The sequence below is a fragment of the Polaribacter sp. HA6-7 genome, from assembly GCF_055693625.1.
Map to the genome: position 1 here is coordinate 3160612 of NZ_CM146338.1, position 21859 is coordinate 3182470.

The window sequence follows — 21859 nt, forward strand, 5'->3', positions numbered from 1 at the left end:
TATCGTATTTTTTATTAGTTATTAATTGTCCAAGAAATGTAGTATTGAGAACCGATGGCTCCAACTCCTGGCGCACTAAAATATTCTTTACCACCTAAGTTAGCACCACCTAACTTAAATACAGATTTAATACTTGGTACAGAATAGTTAATTTGAGCATCTATTAAAGTTCTAGACTCGATAGTAGCATCTAAAAAAGTAGATTCCCATAAGTAATCTCCTTGCCATCTTGCATTAATATTAAAACCAAAGTTTTCAAATAAATTTGGATTTCCAAACTGTAATTTTACTTTATGCTCTGGTGTATTAAAACCTGCCTCGAAATCTGGATCTGAAGATTGATCAAAATCGAACTTAGCATAAGTATAATTTACACCTAAATCGAAACCATTTAAAATTTTTGTATTTAACCCTAAAGAAGCACCATAAGAACTAATATCTGCTGTTGTATTTGTATATACTTGAAAAGCTTTAAAATCTCCGTTTTGAAGCGCTAATAAAGACAAACTGTTATCTCCTACTGTACCGTAAAAAGGAACTAAAACATTTTTACCGAGAGATAAAATTATTATAACTGTTGTAGTATGCACTTAAATCTACAGTAATTCTAGATTCGCCAGTATTTACTAAACCTCTATATCCTAATTCGAAAGCAGTAACTTCTTCTGGCTTTACTAATGGCGCTGCAGAAGCTGCAGGTGCCCCATTTTGAACTGAACTAGCAGAAAAAGAATTTTCGTATGCTAATCTACCGGAAAGTGTAGTTGTAGAACCACCAACTAATGGTTGTCCTGCAGTACTTACATTTAAAGGAGAACTTGTATATCTATCTAAATTATCTGGTGCAGAACCTACTAAAATTGCAGCACCTGCATCTAAACCAATATATTGATCTTGAGTTGTTGGATTTCTAAATCCTTTTTGAAAAGAAGCTCTAAAGTTATCATTCTTATTCTCTCCGGCAGCATATGCTAAAGATATTCTTGGAGAAAAGTTTCCGTCGAAGTTTTGTGCTTTATCATAACGAATAGAAGCTGTAAACTTTAAACGATCTTCTTCTAAAAACTTTTTCTGCATTTGAGTGTAAACACCAAATTCATCATAATCTATAGCACCATCATAATCTGTAAAAATACTACCATTAGAATTTAAAGAATATCTTCTGTAAGAACCACCAACTTGAAATTCTGCCCAATCGATTAGATCTTGAAAATTGTAGTTTAAATCACTGTGGTATAATTTAGTTTGATCTTGAAATCTAGCACCTGTAACTAAGTTAGGATCTGCAGTAACTTGGTCGAATGCAGATTGAAACTCGCTAGTACCAGGAATTAAACGCCCAGTATCTGCCGCTGCTCTTGCTGCTGCATGAGAACCTGTTACTAAATAAGTACCTGCATATTGTGTAAACCAATCTTGATCTGATTTCCATTTTCTGTTAACGTTAATTGCAGCAAAACGAGAATCGTAAGAGTTACCTGCGTCTTCTGTTGTTACATAACCTCTCACAAAAAAGTTCTTCCCTTTTAACTCTAATTTTTGTTGCGCTAAATAAAAGTCTCTAATATTATATCTGTTTGCTCCTTGATAAATTGTGTTACCTACACCAAACTTAGAGTTAAAAATTAATTCTAATCTATCATCTCCAAAAGGACGGTAATGTAAAGCTGTATTTAATTTAACACTTTTTGCTTCATAATCTTTCATTAAATCTACTTCTTGGTAACCCGTTCTACTAACTCTACCAACAGCACCACCTAAATCAATAGCAACCTCGTCACCATAAATATTTAAACCATCATAATCGTTAATAGATCTATCTCCTACAGCGTATTTACCGTTTGCTGTATTTCTATAATCTGTTGCATACCATTCTGTTCCTTTTAAATAAGAAAGAGACGCTTTTGCTGCCAATTTATCAGAAAAAGCATACGCCATTCTAATACTTACATCATGAAAACTATTGTCTCCTGCTGCTTTTTGGCTTGTTAAACCGTATTTATAAGAAAAACTGATTCCTTGGTCGTTAAAAGGGCTTCTACTTGTCATGAACATAATACCGTTAAATGCATTTGCACCATATAATGCAGAAGAAGCTCCAGGTAATAATTCAACTGTATTTACGTCTAACTCAGACATTCCTAAAAGGTTACCAATTGCAAAGTTTAATGCTGGCGAAGAATTATCCATACCATCTACTAATTGCATAAAACGTGTATTTGCAAATGTTGCAAAACCTCTAGTGTTTACAGATTTAAATGTTAAACTGTTTGTATTAACATCTACACCTTTTAAGTTTTCTAACCCATCGTAAAAAGATGGTGCAGAAGTATTTTTAATAGCTCTTGCGTCTAGTCTTTCTACAGTAACAGGAGACTCCATAATACGTTCTGGAGTTCTAGAAGCAGACACTACAATTTCATCTAAAGATGTTTCATTTTCTGTTAAAGAAACATTAACCTTTTGATTGTTTTTTGTTACCTCTATCTTTTCCATTTTGTAACCTAATACAGAAACTTCTAAAGTAAACGGCGGATTATCTGAAACTTTTAGTACAAAATTTCCATCAAAATCTGTATTAGTACCTACAGCTTTATTTTCAATTTTAATATTTGCACCTGGAAGTGTCTCTCCTGTTTTTGCATCTTTAACTGTACCAGTTACTGTGGTTTGTGCAACCATAGTAATACTGCTAAAAGCTATAAATGCAATTAGTAAAATCTTTTTTATCATAATTTGAATTAATTTGTTAACTAATATGCAAAATACAATTTTTTTGAATTATTTATTATTTGGGTGTCAATTTTATCTAATCAATAAAAAATAGGCATAAAAATAAGGTATCTAACATTCGAAAAAATTATTTTTCTATGAATTTAAACATTCAGAAATTGTACATTTGTTACTATTAAAATTAGATCCGCTTGAAGGTAGTTAATGATATTGCAAATTTCTCTACAAACGAAAAAACTTTTGTAACAATTGGTACTTTTGATGGTGTTCATTTTGGGCATCAGAAAATATTAGAAAAACTAGTATCTGAAGCAAAAAATGCTGGAAAAAAATCTGTTTTACTTACTTTTTTCCGCATCCAAGAATGGTTTTACAAAAAGATGCAACCATAGAGTTGATAAATACTATTGACGAACGCGCAAAATTATTAGAAAAAACAGGTTTAGACTACTTAATTATTCATCCTTTTAGTAAAAAATTTTCTAGAACTACTGCTTTAGAGTTTGTAAGAGATATTTTAGTGAACAGTTTTAATATTTCTAAATTAATTATTGGCTACGATCATCATTTTGGTAAAAATAGAGAAGGTAATATAGAACAATTAACAGAATATAGCCATTTATATGATTTTACGGTAGAAGAAATTCCGGCTCAAGATATAGATGATGTTTCTGTAAGTTCTACAAAAATTAGACGCGCTTTACATGCTGGTAATTTAAAAACAGCCAATAACTATTTAGGTTATAATTTTTTATTGAATGGTAAAGTTGTAAATGGCAAAAAACTGGGTGGTAAAATTGGTTTTCCTACGGCAAATTTAGACGTTAAAGAGACGTATAAATTAATACCAAAAACAGGTGTTTACGTTGTAAAGTCAATTATAAACTCTAAAACAATTTTTGGTATGATGAATATCGGTAACAGGCCAACTGTTAACGGAAATCATCAAACAATCGAAGTACATTTTTTTGATTTTAACGAAGATTTGTATGATAAGAATTTAACAGTAGCCTTGATTTATTTTCTAAGAGATGAACACAAATTCGATTCGATAGAAAACTTAATTCTTCAACTAAAAAAAGACGAAGAAACTGCCCGAGATTACATCAAAAATAATTGTGAATTGTAGTAATTATCAATTTATTTATTCTAAAATAATTCTCCTTTTTAAGCTTACTTATTTATTTACGAATTCGTGGTAAAACTACAGCACAAATTATATATTTGCATTTCATAATTCATAGAAAATATGTTACAAGTACAATTTATTAGAGACAACAAAGAAACTGTTTTAAAGGGTTTAGCAAAACGTAATTTTGCAAACGCAGAAACAATTGTAGAACAAGTTTTATCGGCAGATGAAAACAGAAGAGCAGCGCAAGTTTCTCTTGATAACACTTTGGCCGAATCTAATAAATTATCCAAAGAAATCGGTGGTCTTTTTAAGTCTCGGTGAAGTTGATAAAGCAAATGTTTTAAAAGAAAAAACTAGTCAGTTAAAAGAACAATCTAAAGAATTAACAGAAAAATTAGCTACTTTTTCTGATGAATTACAAGGTTTGTTATATCAAATACCAAACGTACCTCACGCTTCTGTAAAAGCAGGAAATTCTGAAGAAGACAATGAAAATATTTTTAGCGAAGGCACAATACCAAATTTAGGCGAAAATGCTTTACCACATTGGGAGTTAGCTAAAAAATATGATATTATAGATTTTGAATTAGGAACTAAAATTGCTGGTGCTGGTTTTCCTGTTTACAAAGGTAAAGGGGCAAGATTACAGCGTGCTTTAATTAACTATTTTTTAGACAAAAATGTTAAAGCGGGTTATAAAGAAGTACAAGTACCACATTTGGTAAATACAGATTCTGCAACTGCAACTGGGCAATTACCAGATAAAGACGGACAAATGTATCATTCTACAGTTGATGATTTATATTTAATACCAACTGCAGAAGTGCCAATTACCAATATGTTTCGTGGTAATTTATTACAAGAAACAGATTTTCCTATAACTGTAACAGGGTATACACCTTGTTTTAGAAGAGAAGCTGGTAGTTATGGCGCACATGTACGTGGTTTAAACAGATTGCACCAATTTGATAAAGTAGAAATTGTACGCATAGAACATCCAGAGAATTCTTACAATGCTTTAAACGGAATGGTAGAGCATATTAAAGATATTTTAAGAGAACTAAAATTACCTTACAGAATCTTACGCTTGTGTGGTGGCGATACAGGTTTTACATCTGCATTAACTTTTGATTTTGAATTGTTTTCTACAGCACAAGACCGTTGGTTAGAAATTAGTTCTGCTTCTAATTTCGAAACTTTTCAAGCAAATAGATTAAAGCTACGTTTTAAAAATAAAGAAGGTAAAAGCGAATTAGCACACACTCTTAACGGTAGTTCTTTAGCTTTACCTAGAGTTTTAGCAGGTATTTTAGAAAATTACCAAACTGCAGACGGAATTAAAATACCAGATGTTTTAGTACCTTATTGTGGTTTTGATATGATAAATTAATTTTAATACAACGTATTCAGTTTCGGTTTGCAGTTCTTAATCATCTTTAGATAAAATTTAACTGTAAACTGATACTGAAAACGAACCTAGTTAGCAATAACAGCTACCATTAGTCTTTTATATTTATTCATTTCTACTAAGGCATTTAAGTAAGCACTTATTTGTCCTTTTTGCATAAACTCTATAGAGTTTCTTTTTGCAGCTTCGTATTGGGTAGAAAAAGTTTTCATAATTTTAAGTTTTAATTAGTTATTATATCCTATAGACAAGTTTTGTGCCAAAATGTTACAAAGAAGATGTAAAATACGTTTGGTTTAATAAAAAATTAACATAAATCTTAAGTATCTTTGATTTTGATGAAGAGAATATTTCTACTTATTTTTCTAGCAATTAATACCTTAGCAGTGTCACAAAACAAAGTGCAAACAAATGCTAAAAATAATTACCTCTTAGCAGAAAATTATTATCGAGAAGGTGCTTATGAAAAAGCTACACAAATTTATAAGAAACTTTATACTTCTAGCCCTTTTAATACAACGTATTTAAGTAGATTAATTTCTTGTTACCAAGAAACAGATCAATTTATTTTAGCTGAAAACTTATTAAAAAGCAGAATTAAAGCGAACAAAAGTCAAGCATATTTATATGTTTATTTAGGCTACAATTATCAAAGACAACAACAAGTAGAAAAAGCTTCAGAAAATTATAAACTAGCGTTAAATTCTTTGGATAAAATGCCTTCTTATGGCGGAATAATAGGACGCTTGTTTAAAGATTATAATCTACTTGATAATGCAATTTTGGCATATGAGAAAGCCATGGAAGCTAACAAAAACGCAAATTATAATTTTCAAATAGCTCAAATTTATGGTGAAAAAGGCGATTTTAAAAAAATGTTTGAATCGTACATAGATTTGGTTGATAAAAATGAACAATATTTCGACCTTGTACAAAGATATACTAGTAAATACATTACAGATGATGCAGAAAATGAGGCAAACATTTTATTTAGAAAAACACTTTTAAGAAAATCTGCTAGTAACCCAAAAGATGTTTGGAATGTTTTGTTAAGTTGGCTTTTTACACAACAAAAAGATTATAACAAAGCCTTTATACAAGAAAATGCGCTTTACCAAAGAAATACGCAAGATCTTGGGGCAATTTTTACCTTAGGTAAAATTGCTTTCGAAAATAACTCTTTTGAAGCTGCTAAACAGTGTTTCGATTTTATTGTAGAAAAATCATCTACCAAAAGCGAAACTATTAATGCACATTTATTTTTGATGAAAATTGCCATTGAAACTAAGAATCCAGAAACAGAAAACCTTTTCAAAAAGTTGTTTTTAGTTTTTGGCAAAAACAGTTCAACTATAAAATTACAAGTTGCTTATGCAGATTATTTAACGTTTTCAAAAAACGAACCTCAGCAAGCAAATACAGTTTTAGAAGAAGCTTTAAGTTATGCAAACTCAAAATTTGATAAAGCAAGAATTAAACTAAAACTTGGCGACGTTCTTGTGTTTACTAACAAATTTAATAAAGCACTAATTTATTTTTCTCAGATTCAAACACAACTAAAAAATCACGAATTAGCACAAGAAGCAAGGTTTAAAGTAGCACAAACTAGCTATTTTAAAGGCGATTTCGAATGGGCAAAAGCACAATTAAAAGTTTTAAAAGGTTCTACAACACAATTAATTGCCAATGATGCCGTAAACCTATTTTTAAAAATATCAGACAATGAACCTGTAGATTCTATTCCGTCCGGATTAAAGCAATTGGCAAAAGCAGAATTACTTGCTTTTCAAAATAAAGACAAAGCCGCATTATCAGAATTAAACTCGTTATTTACAAGAAAAGATATTTTTATAAATGGATTTATTCCTAGCGAAGTAATCTATGATGATGTACTGTTTTTTAAGGCAAAACTTCTTATCAAACAAAAAAATATGAAGAAGCAATAACAGCTTTAAATAAAATTATAGCAGCAGATAATCAAGGTTTTTTAACAGATGATGTTTATTTTATGATGGCAGAAACCTATAACAATCATCTTAAAAACTCAGAAAAAGCACAAGAATATTATCAAAAAATAATTTTCGATCACACCTCTAGTATCTATTTAGTAGATTCCGAGAAGAAGTTTAGAAAATTAAGAGGCGATAATGTTTCGCAATAAAAAATCAATAACAATAAAAAGTTTAAAATGTATATATATAACGTAACAGTAAACATAGATAACACTGTACATAAAGAGTGGTTAACTTGGATAGAATCTCATGTCGTAAAAGTTTTAGACACGGGTAAATTTACATCAGCAAAACTTACAGAAGTTTTAATAGAAGAAGAAATGGGCGGTAAAACATATTCTATACAATATACTGCAGCGTCTAGAGAAGATTTAGAATCTTATTATAAAGAAGATGCCGATAGTTTACGTTTAGAAGCTTTAAGAAAGTTTGCAGATAAAATGTTAGCTTTTAGAACAGAATTAAAGATTGTAAAAGAGTTTTTTCCAACAAGTGTAAGCAATTAGATGAATTTATTTTTTTATAATAACAGAAAAAAGATACGAGCTTTTAGTATTTTATTATTGCTATTAGGCGCAATTCTTGCTTTTCTAAATTGGGGTATAGAACCAGAAGAGACTATTGCTGGTTTTCTAGTTGGTTTAGGTTTTGGTATACTTCTACTTTCTTTCAATCTTAAAAAAGAATAAAACAAGTATTATTTAAAGCGAAAAGAGCGTTTGTATAATTTTATAACTATATAAAAATTACGCCTTTTAAACTGTACCTTTGCCTTAGAAAGATAAAAACAAAGATTGTGTCTGTAAAAGCAAAAAAACATTTAGGTCAACATTTTTTAACGGATGAAAGTATCGCAAAAGATATTGCTGATGCTTTAACAGAAAACGGTTATGACGATGTCTTAGAAATAGGACCAGGAATGGGTGTTTTAACCAAGTATTTATTAGAAAAGAAAGCAAAAGTTACTGTAATGGAATTAGACAGAGAATCTGTTGCATATTTACACGACACTTTTCCTTTAGAGCATATAAACTTAGACACATCTAAAGAGCATTTTTCTATAATCGAAGGCGATTTTTTAAAGAAAAATATTCAAGAAATATTTCAAAAAAAGCAAGTAGCAATTATTGGAAACTTCCCGTACAATATTTCTACCCAAATTGTTTTTAAAGCAATAGAAAATAAAGAATTCGTACCGGAATTTGCAGGTATGTTTCAAAAAGAAGTTGCTATGAGGGTGGCAGAAAAAGAAGGAAGTAAAATTTACGGAATCCTATCTGTTTTAACGCAAGCTTTTTTTGATGTAGAATACTTATTTACGGTACCGCCAACAGTATTTAATCCGCCACCAAAAGTAGATTCTGGCGTTATAAGGTTAATCAGAAAAAAGATTATTCTTTACCTGTAGACGAAAAAATATTTTTTAGAGTTGTAAAAACAGCTTTTAATCAACGTAGAAAAATGTTGCGCTCTAGTTTAAAGTCTTTTCAACTTTCGGATTCTTTAAAAGAAGACTCTATATTTGCGAAACGACCAGAACAATTATCTGTTAAAGACTTTATTTCTCTAACACAAAAATTAATAGAAAATGGCATTTGAAATTACTGATGAATTTCTAGAGAATTTAATTGGCTTAATCTATAAAAATGATGATACTGCAATTAAAGTACTTTTTGAAGAGGTGCATTTTGCAGATATTGCAGAGGTTTTAGATGAAGTAAATTTTGATGAAGCTATTTATATTATAAAACTTTTAGATAGCGAAAAAACATCAGAAATTCTTACTGAGTTAGATGAAGATACCGAGAGAAAAGATTTTAGAAAACTTATCTGCTAAAGAAATTGCAGATGAAGTTGGAGAAATGGATTCTGATGACGCCGCAGATATTATTGGTGAACTATCAGAAGAACGCCAAGAACGCGTAATAGATGCTTTAGAAGACGATGAATTAGCTGCAGATATTAAAGAACTTTTATCTTACGAAGACAATACTGCAGGTGCTTTAATGGCTAAAGAATTGGTAAAGGTTTATGAAACTTGGACGGTTGCTGGTTGTATGCGTAGAATTAGAGGACAAGCAAAAGAAGTAACCGGAGTACACTCTATTTACGTTGTAGACAAACAAGATAAACTAGTTGGTAGATTGTCTTTAAAAGACTTAATAATTGCCAAAGCAGAACAAAAAATTGCCGAAATTTCTAAAACAAAAGTAGACGCTGTAAACGTTAACGAAAATGATGAGGAAGTTGCTAAAATTATGGCAAAATACGATTTAGAAGCCATACCTGTTGTAGACGACAATAATGTATTATTAGGTAGAATTACAATTGATGATATTGTAGATGTTTTAAAAGAAGAAGCAGATAAAGATTATCAAATGGCTGCTGGTTTAACGCAAGATGTAGATTCTGATGACAGTATTTTCGAACTAACCAAAGCTCGTTTACCTTGGTTATTTTTGGGTTTAGTGGGTGGAGTTGGAGCATTTATTATTATGGAAGGTTTTCATGATATATTTTCTAAATACGGTACACTTTTCTTTTTTACACCATTAATTGCCGCCATGGCTGGTAATGTTGGTGTACAATCATCAGCAATTATTGTACAAGGTTTAGCTAACGATGATGTAAAAGGAAGTATTTATGGCAGATTACTTAAAGAAATGCTTTTAGCGGCTTTAAATGGTGTTATTTTGGCCTTATTTCTATTTATTTTTGTTTGGATTTATAAAGGAGAAGTGAATCTTTCTCTTGCAATTTCTGTATCTCTAGTAGTTGTAATTATTATTGCTGGACTTATAGGAACATTTGTACCATTATTTCTACATAAAAGAGGTATCGATCCGGCAATTGCAACAGGTCCGTTTATTACTACGAGTAACGATATATTTGGAATCTTAATTTATTTTATGATTGCAAAAATGATTTTAGGTATTTAAAAAGCCTTCCTGAATTAACAGAAAGGCTTTCTCCTTTTTCTTCATAATTGTTTAAAAATAAGCCCCTAATCTTATTCTTCGCAATTAATCCCATTCTTTATAGATGATTGAGTTATAATTATCTACAAGACAAATATAATATTAGTAAAAAAACTAACATTGTGGAAATCCGTAATTTGAAATGTTATTTTCCGCAAAAGCAATATTTAGTCGATTACACCTAACTCTTTCGCTTTTAAAATTAAGTCTGTATTGTTATTTGCGTTTAAATCTGTTCTAAGATTTGCCAATTTTGTTTCTATAGATCTCAATTTTACAATAGAACCATCGTTCTTTTTAATAACACCTTCTAAATTGCTTATTTTAGGCTGATTTGGCAACTCTTTTAAGACTTGTATAGCAATATCATCCATTTGTATTTGAACGATGTTTCTACGCATTATTTTCTGATGAATTTCATGCGTATAATAGTAATCATTGGCTAACATTTTAGTTAGCGCAAAACTAATTTCTGATGCATCACATTTACTTTTTAATAAATATGCGTTCGGGTTTAAATTACTAATAACATTATACACTCTATTTGTTTCTGTATGCCCAGTTATTACTGCAATTTTTATGTTAAAATCGTTATTTCTTATGGCTTTAATTAATTCTTCTCCGCCATCTAAATTAGTATCTTCGGTTGTGTTATCGAAACTTAAATCGGTAAATAAAAGCTGAAAAGGTTGGGTGTCTTGATTTTGTTTTATCAGCAAAAGCTTCATCACAACTATTAGTTGTTACCACTTCAAAATCTCCTATTTCTTTTAACGAACATAGAATTCCTTGAATAACCAATTGATGATCATCAACAACTAAAATTTTTATTTTATTTTCCATTTTTGAAACATCAATTTTAATGGTTGTTCCTTTTTCTAGCTCGCTATCAATACTAAAAACACCGTTTAAATCTTCTACTCTTTCTCTAATATTTTTTAAACCTATTCCGGTTTTCTTAACTTCAGCATCAAAACCTATTCCATTATCAGAAATTTCTAAAGTTATTGTTTTTTTATTTTCAGAAAACCTAACAATTAATTTTGTTGCTTCTGCGTATTTCTTGGCATTCTGTATACTTTCTCTAACAGCTAAAAACAAAGTTCTTTTGATAGAATTGTTAATTTCTGTCCAAGAAATAGTATTAATATTTTCTACTTTAATTTTAAAATCAGGTTCAAAGTAATCTGATACTAAGTTTATAATTTGGTCTTTAAATGATACTTTATTAAAGCTCTCGCTACTTAATTGGTGCGATAAATTACGAACGTTCTCTTTAATAATATGTAAGCTTTTTGCTTCTTCTAATTGGTTAGACTTTTCTAGTTTTAAATGCAACATTCTAATATCGCCAGCAACCTCATCATGAAGAGATTTAGCAATTTGTTGCCTTTCTTTTTCTCTAGCTTCTACTTGAGCTAATTTAGCTTCAAAAAGTATTTTTTTCTTCTACTAGCAACTATGTTTGCACCAAAACCAATAAAAAGAATACCAGCACCTGCAATTAAAAAACCAATCGTTTTTTGTTGTTTTTCACTTTTTATGAGTAATTCTTTACGTTGATTTTCTAATTTTAAACTGGTGTTTTCTTTTTCTTTTTTTCTGTTTCGTAAATAACCTTTGCAAATTGATTTTTTCGAGTTCTTTCTCTAGTAAATAAACTGTCTTTTAACTGAACATATTCTTTAAAATGCTTTTTGGCTGTTTCTCCAAAAGTTAGCTCAGTTAAAAATTGCAAACAATCTAAAACTTGCTCGTTATTTCTTGTTTTTTTACCCAACTCTAAACCAATATAAGCATGTTTTTTTGCCAAATTATATTGTTTATTTTTCATGTAAGCTTCTGCTAATAAACTATGAGAAACACTTTCAGCATAAACAAATTTAGATTTTTTTCTACCTTCTAAAACTGTTTTGTAACCAGAAATTGCTTTATCTATTTTACCTTGTCTAAAATATGCAGAAGATAAGCTACCTAATAAGTTTTGGTATTGTCTTGGGTATTTTATCGCAATACTATCAAAACGTAAACCTTCTTTAAATAAAGTAATTGCTTTATCAAAATTACCTTCATCTACATAAGTTGCACCAATATTATTGTATAAGTTTAGGTAATTTACTTCTCGTCTAGAAGTTACCGTATTAAATTTTGCCAGCTCTCTTGCCTTAAGATAATAAGCTCTAGATTCTTTAGGTCTATTTAAATGTCCTAAAGCATTTCCTAAGGTTTGATATAAAGAAATTAGAGTTCTATATTCTTTATCTTGAGCAGGTTCTATATATTTTAAACCTTCTACAGCAGTTGTTTCGCAACCTAAATAATCGAGTTCTTTAACTTGTAGGATTGCCATAGAAAGCAATCTTCGTCCGGTTTCTACAGAATCTTTTAAGCCAATAAAAATTTTTTTAGATTCTTGATAATAATAAAAACTACTGTCTAAATTATTTTTTATTTTATGATTTAAAGCGGCAAAATGGTATGCCTTAGCTAAAGAAAAAGAATCTTTACTGCGTTTAAAATGATTTTGTAATTTATTCTTAGAAAAAGTTAAGCCTAAAGTATCTTTTGCAAAATAACTTTCTTTGGCATATTCTATGCTTGTTTGTTGTATTAAAGAATCTATTTTTAAATCTTCTAATAACGTAATTGCTTTTTTAAGATATTTAACTTTATTAGATCCTTTAGCATTGTCTAAATAAAAATTTAGTGAGTCTTTTGGTGTTTGTGTAAATGCATTAAAAACTGCAAATACCGTAAATAAAAGTATTAGAGAATTCTCTTTTTTCATAGTTCAAAAAGAAGTGTTTACTTCTTAAATTTATAGCACCATAAAATTAGTCCTTTCATTTATAATAAAAAAGTTTCTATTGTAATTTCTGAAACAAATCCCAAATAACAACACCTGTAGTAACCGAAATATTTAGCGAATGTTTGGTGCCTAATTGCGGAATTTCGATACACATATCGGAAGCATTTACAACTTCTTGTTGTACACCTTTTACCTCGTTACCCATTACAATTGCGTACTTTTCTGTTTTCTTCGGATGAAAAGCATCTAGTTTTGTTGAGTTTTCTGCTTGTTCTATCGCTAAAACTTTTACATTTTCTGTTTTTAGTTTTTCAACTAAAGTTAACGTATCTTCTACATATTCCCAATCAACAGATTCTGTTGCACCTAAAGCCGTTTTATGAATTTCTTTATTTGGTGGTGTAGCACAAATACCACACAAATATATTTTTTCAACTAAAAAAGCATCGCTAGTTCTAAACACAGAACCAATATTATTTAAGCTTCTAATATTATCTAAAATTACAATAATTGGCGTTTTTTTTACTGTTTTAAACTCATCAACAGTTATTCTACCTAATTCGTTATTTTTTAATTTCCTCATGTTTTAAACTTTTAGCTTTTAGCTTTCTACTTTTAGCTAGTTTGGTATGAAAACTAATGGCTAAGAGCTAAAGGCTAAAGACTTTTTTCTATCTTCGCAAAACTAACAGAAAATTTCTAAAACTTGGCAAAATCAAAAGCTAAAAAGGTTACCCCTTTAATGAAACAATACAATGCAATCAAGAATAAATATCCTGATGCGATGTTGCTTTTTAGAGTTGGCGATTTTTACGAAACTTTTGGTGAAGATGCTAAAAAGGCTGCAGAAGTTTTAGGAATTACGTTGACTAAACGTGGTGCTGGTTCAGATTCTGAAACGGCTTTGGCTGGTTTTCCGCATCATTCTTTAAATACCTATTTACCAAAATTGGTAAAAGCGGGTATGCGTGTTGCTATTTGCGATCAATTAGAAGATCCTAAAATGACCAAAACCATTGTAAAACGTGGTGTTACAGAGTTGGTTACACCTGGAGTTTCTTTAAATGATGTAGTTTTACAAACCAAAACAAATAACTTTTTAGCTGCGGTTCATTTTGATAAAAAACAACTCGGAATTTCATTTTTAGATGTTTCTACAGGTGAATATTTGGTGGCCCAAGGAACTGCAGAATACATTGATAAATTGTTGCAAAACTTTAATCCGAGTGAAGTTTTAGTTCAAAAACAAAACAAACAACAATTTTTAGAACTTTTTGAAAACCGATATTATACTTTTTATTTAGATGATTGGGTTTTTCAAAAGGAATATGCCAACGAAACTTTACAAAATCATTTTGAGGTAAAAAGCTTAAAAGGTTTTGGTGTACAAGATGTTAAAAACGGAATTATTGCTGCTGGTGCAGTGTTGTATTATCTATCGGAAACACAACACAATCAGTTAAAACATATTCAACATATCAGCAGAATTGCAGAGGATAATTATGTTTGGATGGACCGATTTACTGTTCGAAATTTAGAATTGTACAATCCTAACTCTATAAATGCAGTAACACTTTTAGATGTAATAGATAAAACTATTTCGCCAATGGGCGGACGTTTGTTAAAACGTTGGTTGGCACTTCCTTTAAAAAATATCGACGAGATTAAAAATCGTCATGAATTGGTAAAGTTTTTTATAGATTCTGATGATTTTTCTCAGACTGTAACGTATCAATTAAAACAAGTTTCTGATATAGAACGTTTAATTTCTAAAGTTGCAACTGGCAAAGCATCGCCAAGAGAAATTGTACTTTTAAAAGATTCTTTAAAAGCAATTTTACCGATAAAATCATCCGCAGAAAGCAGCAAAAACAACGCTGTAAAATCTTTAGGAAATCAGTTACATACTTGCCAAGATTTAATTGATAAAATTTCTGAAACCTTGTTTGATGAAGCTCCGGTAAACATCAATAAAGGAAATGCGATTGCTAACGGAGTACATCAAGAATTAGATGATTTACGTGCAATTTCGAACTCGGTAAAGAGTATTTAGATAATATGTTGGCGCGTGAAACCGAGCGTACCGGAATTACAAGTTTAAAAATTGCGTTTAACAACGTGTTTGGGTATTATATTGAAGTTAGAAATACGCATAAAGATAAAGTGCCGGAAGAATGGATTCGAAAACAAACCTTAGTTTCGGCAGAAAGATATATTACTGAAGAGTTAAAAGAATACGAAACTAAAATTTTAGGTGCTGAAGAAAAAATAGCAAAATTAGAACAAGATATTTTTTCTAAATTACTGCAATACATCATTCAATATGTACAAATTGTGCAAGAAAATGCACAAATTATTGCAAAAATAGATTGTTTATTGTCATTCTCTGTTTTAGCAATTGATAATAATTATGTGCGCCCAATTATGGATGAAAGCACAGATTTAGAGATAAAAAATGGTCGTCATCCGGTTATTGAGAAACAATTGCCAATAGACCAAACCTATATTGCAAACGATGTTGTTTTAAACAGAAATCAGCAACAAATTATTATGATTACCGGACCAAACATGTCTGGTAAGTCGGCTATTTTAAGACAAACAGCACTCATTGTTTTATTAGCACAAATGGGAAGTTATGTTCCTGCTCAAAACGCAAAAATAGGTATTGTAGATAAAATTTTTACAAGAGTTGGCGCAAGTGATAATATTTCTATGGGCGAATCTACGTTTATGGTTGAAATGAACGAAACTGCATCGATCTTAAATAACGTTTCTGAGCGTAGTTTAATTTTATTAGATGAAATTGGTAGAGGAACTTCTACTTATGACGGAATTTCGATTGCTTGGGCCATTTCTGAGTTCTTACACGAACACCCAACCAAAGCAAAAACACTTTTTGCTACGCATTACCACGAACTGAATGAAATGACCACAACATTCGAGCGTATAAAAAACTTTAATGTGTCTGTAAAAGAGTTGGAAGACAACATTATTTTCTTACGTAAATTGGTTTCTGGTGGCTCTAATCATAGTTTTGGTATTCATGTTGCTAAACTTGCTGGAATGCCAAATATGGTGATTCATAGAGCCAATAAAATTCTAGAAAAATTAGAAAAAAACAACAAGAATTCTGAAGTAAAAGACGTTTTAAAACAAACCCAAGAAGAAGAAATGCAATTGAGTTTCTTTCAACTAGATGATCCTTTATTAGAAAATATTAAAGAAGAAATTTTAGCTACTAATATAGATGCTCTAACGCCTATTGAAGCTTTAATGAAGTTGAATGAGATTAAGCGAATGTTGGTTAAGAAATAATCAATTTCTTTAGTTTCTAAAATTAAAATAGCAATTAAGTACAAAATTTAAAATTTTGTACTTAATTGCTATTTTTTATATATCTGGTTGTGGTTTGTATTATTTTTCAACCTTTATTGTATCTTTTGAAAGATAAATATTCAATTTTTTAAAAGTTAAAATTCCTTTTGAATAATAGCCAAAAGTTTGATTTTTTTTATATTATTGATGTAATAACTTATTTTGAAAATTCCATCGCTTTTTATATTTTTTGAGTTTGTAATAAATTTGAAATTAACCGAAGAGTCAATGGGTATATTATTTCTATAATATTCTCCAAAATCACTAGAAATTATAAAATTACTAATTAAATGTTTAGACTTGTTATGAATGACAATAACAGATTCATCGCTACAATTAACGAATAACAAAATAATGAAAATTAAAAAAAATGATTTCATAACTATTTATTTGTAGGAGTTAATGTGGTACTATTAGTAATGCCATGAGTAAATCTAAAATTAGGGTCATTGAGGTTAATTGGCTTGAGGTATCTTAGACTTCCATCATTAATTTTTTTTGAACTTCTGATGATAAATCTGAATTAGAAATGCTCCTATTATGAGAAAAAACAAAGTTCAGACCAATTTTATTGTTGTGAATATCCATTTCTTTTTCTTTAACCCATCTAGTTGGAGTCTCACTTTCATGAGCATCTGAAAATTTTTCAGCCATAAAACGACCCACTTTAAATGCGTTTTTTGCATTAAAAAAACAATGACGGAAAGCATCAGATTTGTCATTTAGCCCATTTCTTCCATATCTTTTTCTTGTTTCTTGTTCAGCAATTGGCCTATTTTTAAATATTTGGTAAGCTTCGGTTGGAAAAGATTTAATTAAGCTTTTTTCTTCTTCACTTAATCTTTTCCAAACATTATATGGGTCTTGTATAAATATATTTAATTTGAATAAGTTTTCATAATTACTACTGACTTTAGCATTGATGACTTCGATAACAAAATTTTCAGCTTCAATAGAATTATTTTCTAACAAAAAAGTTTCTAAATCTAAAATGAAATTTTCATCTTGTTCAATTAACCATAATCTTTCGTTTTCAGTTAAGTTAAGCTTGCTTGCTATTTTATTAGCAGTTCTAGTACATCCATGGATTGGGTCTCCACAAGGATAATTCAGCGCAGAAGTTATAATATCTATCTCTTCATCCGGGTCTGTAGGCCCACTACCTGAACCTCCTCCTCCAGTAGAACCACCTCCACTGTAACCATCATTATCCCAGTCACTTACATCAATTGTAATACAATTTGATTGTGTAAGAGAAAACCTATTTGATTCTCCATACTCAAGGCAATCAGGGGTTGCTACATGTGTACCATAATGATAATAACCTGAATAATTGTCATATCCTGTTAAAGTACAATATACTACTTCAGTACTATAACAAACCATTTTAGCAGAAAGATTTAATCTATCATAATCTATTCTATTAACTTCTATGTTGCCTTGAAAATTAAAAGAATTATGTTCCTTAAAGAATTTTATTTTTTTATTGGTTTATATTTAATTATAAATGCTTTTGGTTCTTCATTTTTATTAAACTCTACAACTAGATTTTCAAAAAATTTAGAATCTACTTTATCTCTTTTAACAAAAAAAGTATAGCTAGTTATACTATCTTTTTCAATTTTTCTAATTTTTGAGGAATCTATAGTAAAATTGTAAATATCAATCCCTTTTTTAGATTGAAACTTTATGTTTTTTTTGGTTTTAGAATCATTAATAATTCTTATAGCTTTATTAAATTTAATCTCATTATTTAACTCAAAGTAATTTCTGTCTATAATTTCAATTTTTTCATTTTTTTTATCTTCTAGTGGAAGAAAATCATCTTTTTCACAATTCCATAGTAATAACGAAATTCCAAAGAATAGAATTCCAGTTTTTAAAAGTTTAATTAATTTGTTTTTTTCTTTTTCATAGTATTTAATTTTAGCACTTTTTTCATCAAACATAAAAGATAAAAACCTACTTGTCAATCCCTGAAAATGGTATAAATTTCATATCCCTGAATTCAGGGATAAAAAATATAACACCTTAATTTAAAGGTTTTTATATTTTAAAAGTAAATGAATATTTATTTTCATTTAAATTTAAAAAAACTTAAAAAAATAAATTTTAACTAAATTAATTTACTTTTATGCCCAATAAATAAAACAAATCCTCTTAAAAAATAATGGTAAACAATTTAGAACAAGGTTTTTTCGGTATCGGAATTCAGAATGGAAAAACACCAGAAAACTTAGGTGTTCTTTGGCGTTCTGCACAAAATATGGGCGCAAGTTTTATTTTTACAATTGGCAATAGATATGCAAAACAAGCTTGCGATACACATAAAGCTGTGGGTGCCATGCCTTATTTTCATTATGAAACTTTTGATGATTTTTTTAAAAACCTACCAAAAGGAGCAATGTTAGTTGGTGTAGAATTAGATAAAAAAGCAGTGCAATTAGAAACCTTTAAACACCCTAAACGTTGTGTCTATTTATTGGGCGCAGAAGATCACGGAATGTCTAAAATTGCGATAGAGAAATCGCATCATTTGGTAAAATTTAAATCGGAATTGAGTTTGAATGTTTCTGTTGCCGGAAGTATTATTATGTACGATAGACAAGCAAAATTAAACTTCAAATAATCTTTAAGCAGATTTTACCTTATTTTTAGTAGCGTAGTAATTAATTATACATGCAATTGCGCCTAAAAACGGAACAAACAAAATAATTGCACCCCAAATTAAAAAACGTAAATTACTTTCACTTTTTGCAGCAAGTACAAGTGCTGTAATAACCAAAATTAATAAAAGACCAACAATAACTGTTACACCAAAAGAAGTAATAAAAAGCATCTTTTTTTAGTAAAAATACAGAATTATGTGGTTATTTGATATAGAAAACCGAGAAAATTGCGTTAAACAATTATAGTTTATTCTTTTTATAAAAATAACTGATTATCTTTGTACTATGAATACAGTATTCTTATTTATTAGTGGTCCGGAAATTATGGTGATTATGTTAATCGTTGTAATGGTTTTTGGTGCAGATAAAATACCCGAAATTGCTAGAGGTTTGGGTAAAGGTATTAGGCAAGTAAAAGATGCCACCAATGATATTAAAAGAGAAATTAAAGACAGTTCAGAAAAAACTGGTTTAGATACAAATATCGCTAAAGACATTAATAAAGAAATTAATGCAGTTAAGGATGATATAGACGATTTTACGGGCCCTATCAAAAGGCAATTTTAACTTTTATTTTACTCTACTTATTGTTAAACCATCTCGTATTGGCAACAATACAGTTTCTATTCTTTCATCTTCATTTAACAACCTATTATATTCTAAAAGCACTTTAGTGTCTTTGTCTTTTGGATCTAATTCTTCGACAACTTTACCACTCCAAAGTACATTATCAGACAAAATTATTCCGCCGAATTCATTTTATCGATAATTAAATGAAAGTAATTTATGTAGTTAGATTTGTCTGCATCTATAAACACCAAATCGAATTTTTTATCTAAAGTTGGTATAATTTCTATTGCGTTACCAACATGTTGCGTAATTTTATTTCGAAATCCAGATTTTTCGAAATATTTATTTTGAAGTGTTTCTAATTCTTCATTTTTGTCTAAAGTGATTATCTCACCATCTTTATGCAAACCTTCTGCCAAACACAAAGCAGAATAACCTGTGTAAGTTCCAATTTCTAAGATAGATTTTGGCTGAATCAATTTTGTAATCATCGATAATATTCTACCCTGAAAAGCACCACTTAACATTCTAGGATTTAAAACTTTTTGCCAAGTTTCTTTAGTAAGTTCTTGTAAAATTTTAGGTTCTATTTGCGAATGTGCAACAACGTAATTGTCTAATTTTTCTGGTAAAAAGTGCATTTTATAACGATTAAGAAAGTTCAAAAATACAAAAAAACGGAACTCATAAATTATAAGTTCCGTTTTTTAATATTGTTATTTGTTTTATTGTTTGCTTTCTTCTAAAGCATTTTTTAAAGCGTCTTTTTCTTCGGATGACAAACAATGTTTTATACTCTTACAATTTTTAGAATAGCCTTTGTAAAGTTTACTTAAAGCCATGTTTTGTTTGGTATATTTTGCACAAATTCTACATTTAATAAAGTGAATATTTAACTTTATTAGCTCTTTAATAGAAGCTTCGCCATATTGGTTTTTATCACAAATTGCTGTGGCTTCGTCGCAGGTAATTTTTAAACTCTTAAACATTTCTTAATTATTAAACCAGTTATCTTCCATACATTTTCTAAGCTGAGTTCTAGCTCTGTGTATAATAACCCATAAGTTTGACGCTGTAATATCTAACTCCTTACAAATTTCTTCCGTTTCAAATTCTTGCACAGTTTTCATTCTAAAAACCATTGCATATTTTTCTGCAAATTGTCTATACAAGCTTCTAATTGGTCTTTTAATTCTTCATTTTCTATAGAAGTTTCAGAAGTATTATCCCACTTTTGTGGTACTCTTTCTTCTAACCAATCTCCTTCATTTTCGCCATCATTATAAAAATTCATTCGAACTTCTGCCTGTCCTTTTTTAGAATTTATTTTTCTATAATGATCTATAATTTTTCTTTTTAAAATAGAAACCAACCAAGTTCTTTCAGAAGCTTTTCCTTTAAAATTCTTTGCAGATTTTAATCCTGCAAAAAAAGTTTCTTGCACAAGATCTTTGGCCAAATCACTGTTATTAACACGAGAAATAGCGTAATTATACAAATAATCGGCATAATTATCTATCCATTTATTTGTATTTATTGTGTGTATTTTTTCTGCCATTGATAATTTAAAGCCTCAAAGATAACGTTAATTTTTTCTTTTAAATAGTTACAATCTTCTCTTCGTCTCATATCAACTAAATAAATAATTTTCCAGGTTCCGTTATCATTAAACAACTGAAAAGAGTTTGCACCACAATGACTAAACTTCTCATTAAAATAAAACTCATAAGGTGTCCAAACAGAAGCTAAGTTTCCATCAATCTTAATTGTGTAAGACAGTAATTTTTCTAAATAAACATGCTCCGAATTTTTATTAGCAATACTTGTTAATAATTGATTTCTAGTTTCTGTTTTTAGAATAGGTAAACCTTTTTTATTTGTACTTGTGGTTTGTATTTTAATATTTTTATGCAAAGTCTTTTTCATAATTGTACTATCACCTTTGTGTAATCCTTCAAAAAAAGTATGAATAACATTTTTAATTGCTATTTCTTCTGATTTATTTTGAGCAAATAACACATTAGATCCTAAAACTAAAATAATAAAAACGAACTTTTGTAACATACTGTTTTGATTTTAAAAAACATAAAACTACTAATTTTAAAATAATAATTTTTTATCACTAGAATTTTAAATACCAAAATATCTATTGATATTCCTTACTTTTACA

16 protein-coding genes and 8 pseudogenes are annotated in these 21859 nt (G+C 29.4%); 11 read left to right on the plus strand and 13 right to left on the minus strand.

Translation table 11 applies throughout. The features are described 5' to 3' along the window. Nucleotides 1–14: 14 nt before the first annotated feature. Nucleotides 15–2733, minus strand: a pseudogene (locus ACZ1HD_RS17685) (TonB-dependent receptor). Between the two features lie 191 nt (nucleotides 2734–2924). On the opposite strand from ACZ1HD_RS17685, the pseudogene ACZ1HD_RS17690 reads away from it, so the two are divergent. Then, nucleotides 2925–3862, plus strand: a pseudogene (locus ACZ1HD_RS17690) (bifunctional riboflavin kinase/FAD synthetase). 120 nt (nucleotides 3863–3982) lie between these two features. Next, nucleotides 3983–5258: pseudogene (gene serS / locus ACZ1HD_RS17695) on the plus strand (serine--tRNA ligase). Between the two features lie 86 nt (nucleotides 5259–5344). On the opposite strand, the gene ACZ1HD_RS17700 reads toward serS, so the two are convergent. Then, a complete protein-coding gene (locus ACZ1HD_RS17700; protein WP_172830867.1) occupies nucleotides 5345–5488 on the minus strand; it encodes a hypothetical protein in 144 nt (47 codons plus the stop codon). A 174-nt stretch (nucleotides 5489–5662) separates the two neighbouring features. Between ACZ1HD_RS17700 and ACZ1HD_RS17705 the strand changes: the two genes are divergently transcribed. From ACZ1HD_RS17705 to mgtE, 6 genes and pseudogenes are all read left to right on the plus strand, one after another. Continuing rightward, the gene (locus ACZ1HD_RS17705; RefSeq protein WP_472688214.1) at nucleotides 5663–7222 is read left to right on the plus strand and encodes a tetratricopeptide repeat protein; all 1560 of its coding nucleotides are present in this window, start codon (nucleotides 5663–5665) and stop codon (nucleotides 7220–7222) included. A 62-nt stretch (nucleotides 7223–7284) separates the two neighbouring features. Beyond that, nucleotides 7285–7437, plus strand: coding sequence for a hypothetical protein (locus ACZ1HD_RS17710; RefSeq protein ID WP_472688215.1), 153 nt, complete (start codon nucleotides 7285–7287; stop codon nucleotides 7435–7437). A gap of 27 nt (nucleotides 7438–7464) precedes the next feature. Then, nucleotides 7465–7794 (plus strand): DUF4286 family protein, encoded by a 330-nt coding sequence (locus ACZ1HD_RS17715; protein WP_472688216.1) that lies wholly within the window; start codon nucleotides 7465–7467, stop codon nucleotides 7792–7794. Further along, a complete protein-coding gene (locus ACZ1HD_RS17720; protein ID WP_340931887.1) occupies nucleotides 7795–7977 on the plus strand; it encodes a hypothetical protein in 183 nt (60 codons plus the stop codon). Between the two features lie 107 nt (nucleotides 7978–8084). Next, nucleotides 8085–8887: pseudogene (gene rsmA / locus ACZ1HD_RS17725) on the plus strand (16S rRNA (adenine(1518)-N(6)/adenine(1519)-N(6))-dimethyltransferase RsmA). Then, nucleotides 8877–10227: pseudogene (gene mgtE / locus ACZ1HD_RS17730) on the plus strand (magnesium transporter). The pseudogenes rsmA and mgtE overlap by 11 nt, the downstream one beginning before the upstream one ends. A gap of 206 nt (nucleotides 10228–10433) precedes the next feature. Here the strand turns inward: mgtE and ACZ1HD_RS17735 are convergent. From ACZ1HD_RS17735 to ACZ1HD_RS17750, 4 genes are all read right to left on the minus strand, one after another. Continuing rightward, nucleotides 10434–10985, minus strand: coding sequence for a response regulator transcription factor (locus ACZ1HD_RS17735; protein ID WP_472688217.1), 552 nt, complete (start codon nucleotides 10983–10985; stop codon nucleotides 10434–10436). Then, complete coding sequence (locus tag ACZ1HD_RS17740; RefSeq protein WP_472688218.1) at nucleotides 10918–11607, minus strand: sensor histidine kinase; 690 nt, start codon at nucleotides 11605–11607, stop codon at nucleotides 10918–10920. The genes ACZ1HD_RS17735 and ACZ1HD_RS17740 overlap by 68 nt, the downstream gene beginning before the upstream one ends. 232 nt (nucleotides 11608–11839) lie before the next feature. Then, the gene (locus ACZ1HD_RS17745) at nucleotides 11840–13054 is read right to left on the minus strand and encodes a tetratricopeptide repeat protein (protein ID WP_472688219.1); all 1215 of its coding nucleotides are present in this window, start codon (nucleotides 13052–13054) and stop codon (nucleotides 11840–11842) included. 76 nt (nucleotides 13055–13130) lie between these two features. After that, nucleotides 13131–13658 (minus strand): RNA methyltransferase, encoded by a 528-nt coding sequence (locus ACZ1HD_RS17750; protein ID WP_299064468.1) that lies wholly within the window; start codon nucleotides 13656–13658, stop codon nucleotides 13131–13133. 159 nt (nucleotides 13659–13817) lie between these two features. Between ACZ1HD_RS17750 and mutS the strand changes: the two are divergent. Beyond that, nucleotides 13818–16390, plus strand: a pseudogene (mutS, locus tag ACZ1HD_RS17755) (DNA mismatch repair protein MutS). Nucleotides 16391–16924: 534 nt separating this feature from the next. On the opposite strand, the gene ACZ1HD_RS17760 reads toward mutS, so the two are convergent. Next, the gene (locus ACZ1HD_RS17760; RefSeq protein ID WP_472688220.1) at nucleotides 16925–17836 is read right to left on the minus strand and encodes a DUF6973 domain-containing protein; all 912 of its coding nucleotides are present in this window, start codon (nucleotides 17834–17836) and stop codon (nucleotides 16925–16927) included. Between the two features lie 89 nt (nucleotides 17837–17925). Beyond that, nucleotides 17926–18423 carry a hypothetical protein gene (locus tag ACZ1HD_RS17765; RefSeq protein WP_472688221.1) on the minus strand — a complete coding sequence of 166 codons (498 nt, stop codon included), beginning with the start codon at nucleotides 18421–18423 and terminating at the stop codon, nucleotides 17926–17928. 197 nt (nucleotides 18424–18620) lie between these two features. Between ACZ1HD_RS17765 and ACZ1HD_RS17770 the strand changes: the two genes are divergently transcribed. Next, entirely contained in the window at nucleotides 18621–19079 is a 459-nt protein-coding gene (locus ACZ1HD_RS17770; RefSeq protein ID WP_472688222.1) for an RNA methyltransferase, read from the plus strand. Nucleotides 19080–19082: 3 nt separating this feature from the next. Here ACZ1HD_RS17770 and ACZ1HD_RS17775 read toward each other — a convergent pair whose 3' ends face one another. Further along, entirely contained in the window at nucleotides 19083–19289 is a 207-nt protein-coding gene (locus ACZ1HD_RS17775; RefSeq protein WP_077810642.1) for a hypothetical protein, read from the minus strand. Between the two features lie 115 nt (nucleotides 19290–19404). Between ACZ1HD_RS17775 and ACZ1HD_RS17780 the strand changes: the two genes are divergently transcribed. Continuing rightward, the gene (locus ACZ1HD_RS17780; protein WP_077810643.1) at nucleotides 19405–19686 is read left to right on the plus strand and encodes a Sec-independent protein translocase subunit TatA/TatB; all 282 of its coding nucleotides are present in this window, start codon (nucleotides 19405–19407) and stop codon (nucleotides 19684–19686) included. A gap of 3 nt (nucleotides 19687–19689) precedes the next feature. On the opposite strand, the pseudogene ACZ1HD_RS17785 reads toward ACZ1HD_RS17780, so the two are convergent. The 4 genes and pseudogenes from ACZ1HD_RS17785 to ACZ1HD_RS17800 all read right to left on the minus strand — a co-directional run bounded on the left by ACZ1HD_RS17785 (nucleotide 19690) and on the right by ACZ1HD_RS17800 (nucleotide 21753). Continuing rightward, nucleotides 19690–20330, minus strand: a pseudogene (locus tag ACZ1HD_RS17785) (O-methyltransferase). Between the two features lie 84 nt (nucleotides 20331–20414). Beyond that, on the minus strand, nucleotides 20415–20678 hold the full coding sequence (locus ACZ1HD_RS17790) for a hypothetical protein (protein ID WP_077810645.1): 264 nt from the start codon (nucleotides 20676–20678) through the stop codon (nucleotides 20415–20417). Between the two features lie 3 nt (nucleotides 20679–20681). Further along, nucleotides 20682–21247: pseudogene (locus ACZ1HD_RS17795) on the minus strand (sigma-70 family RNA polymerase sigma factor). Beyond that, entirely contained in the window at nucleotides 21223–21753 is a 531-nt protein-coding gene (locus ACZ1HD_RS17800) for a nuclear transport factor 2 family protein (RefSeq protein WP_472688223.1), read from the minus strand. The pseudogene ACZ1HD_RS17795 and the gene ACZ1HD_RS17800 overlap by 25 nt, the downstream one beginning before the upstream one ends. Between the last annotated feature and the right edge of the window lie 106 nt (nucleotides 21754–21859).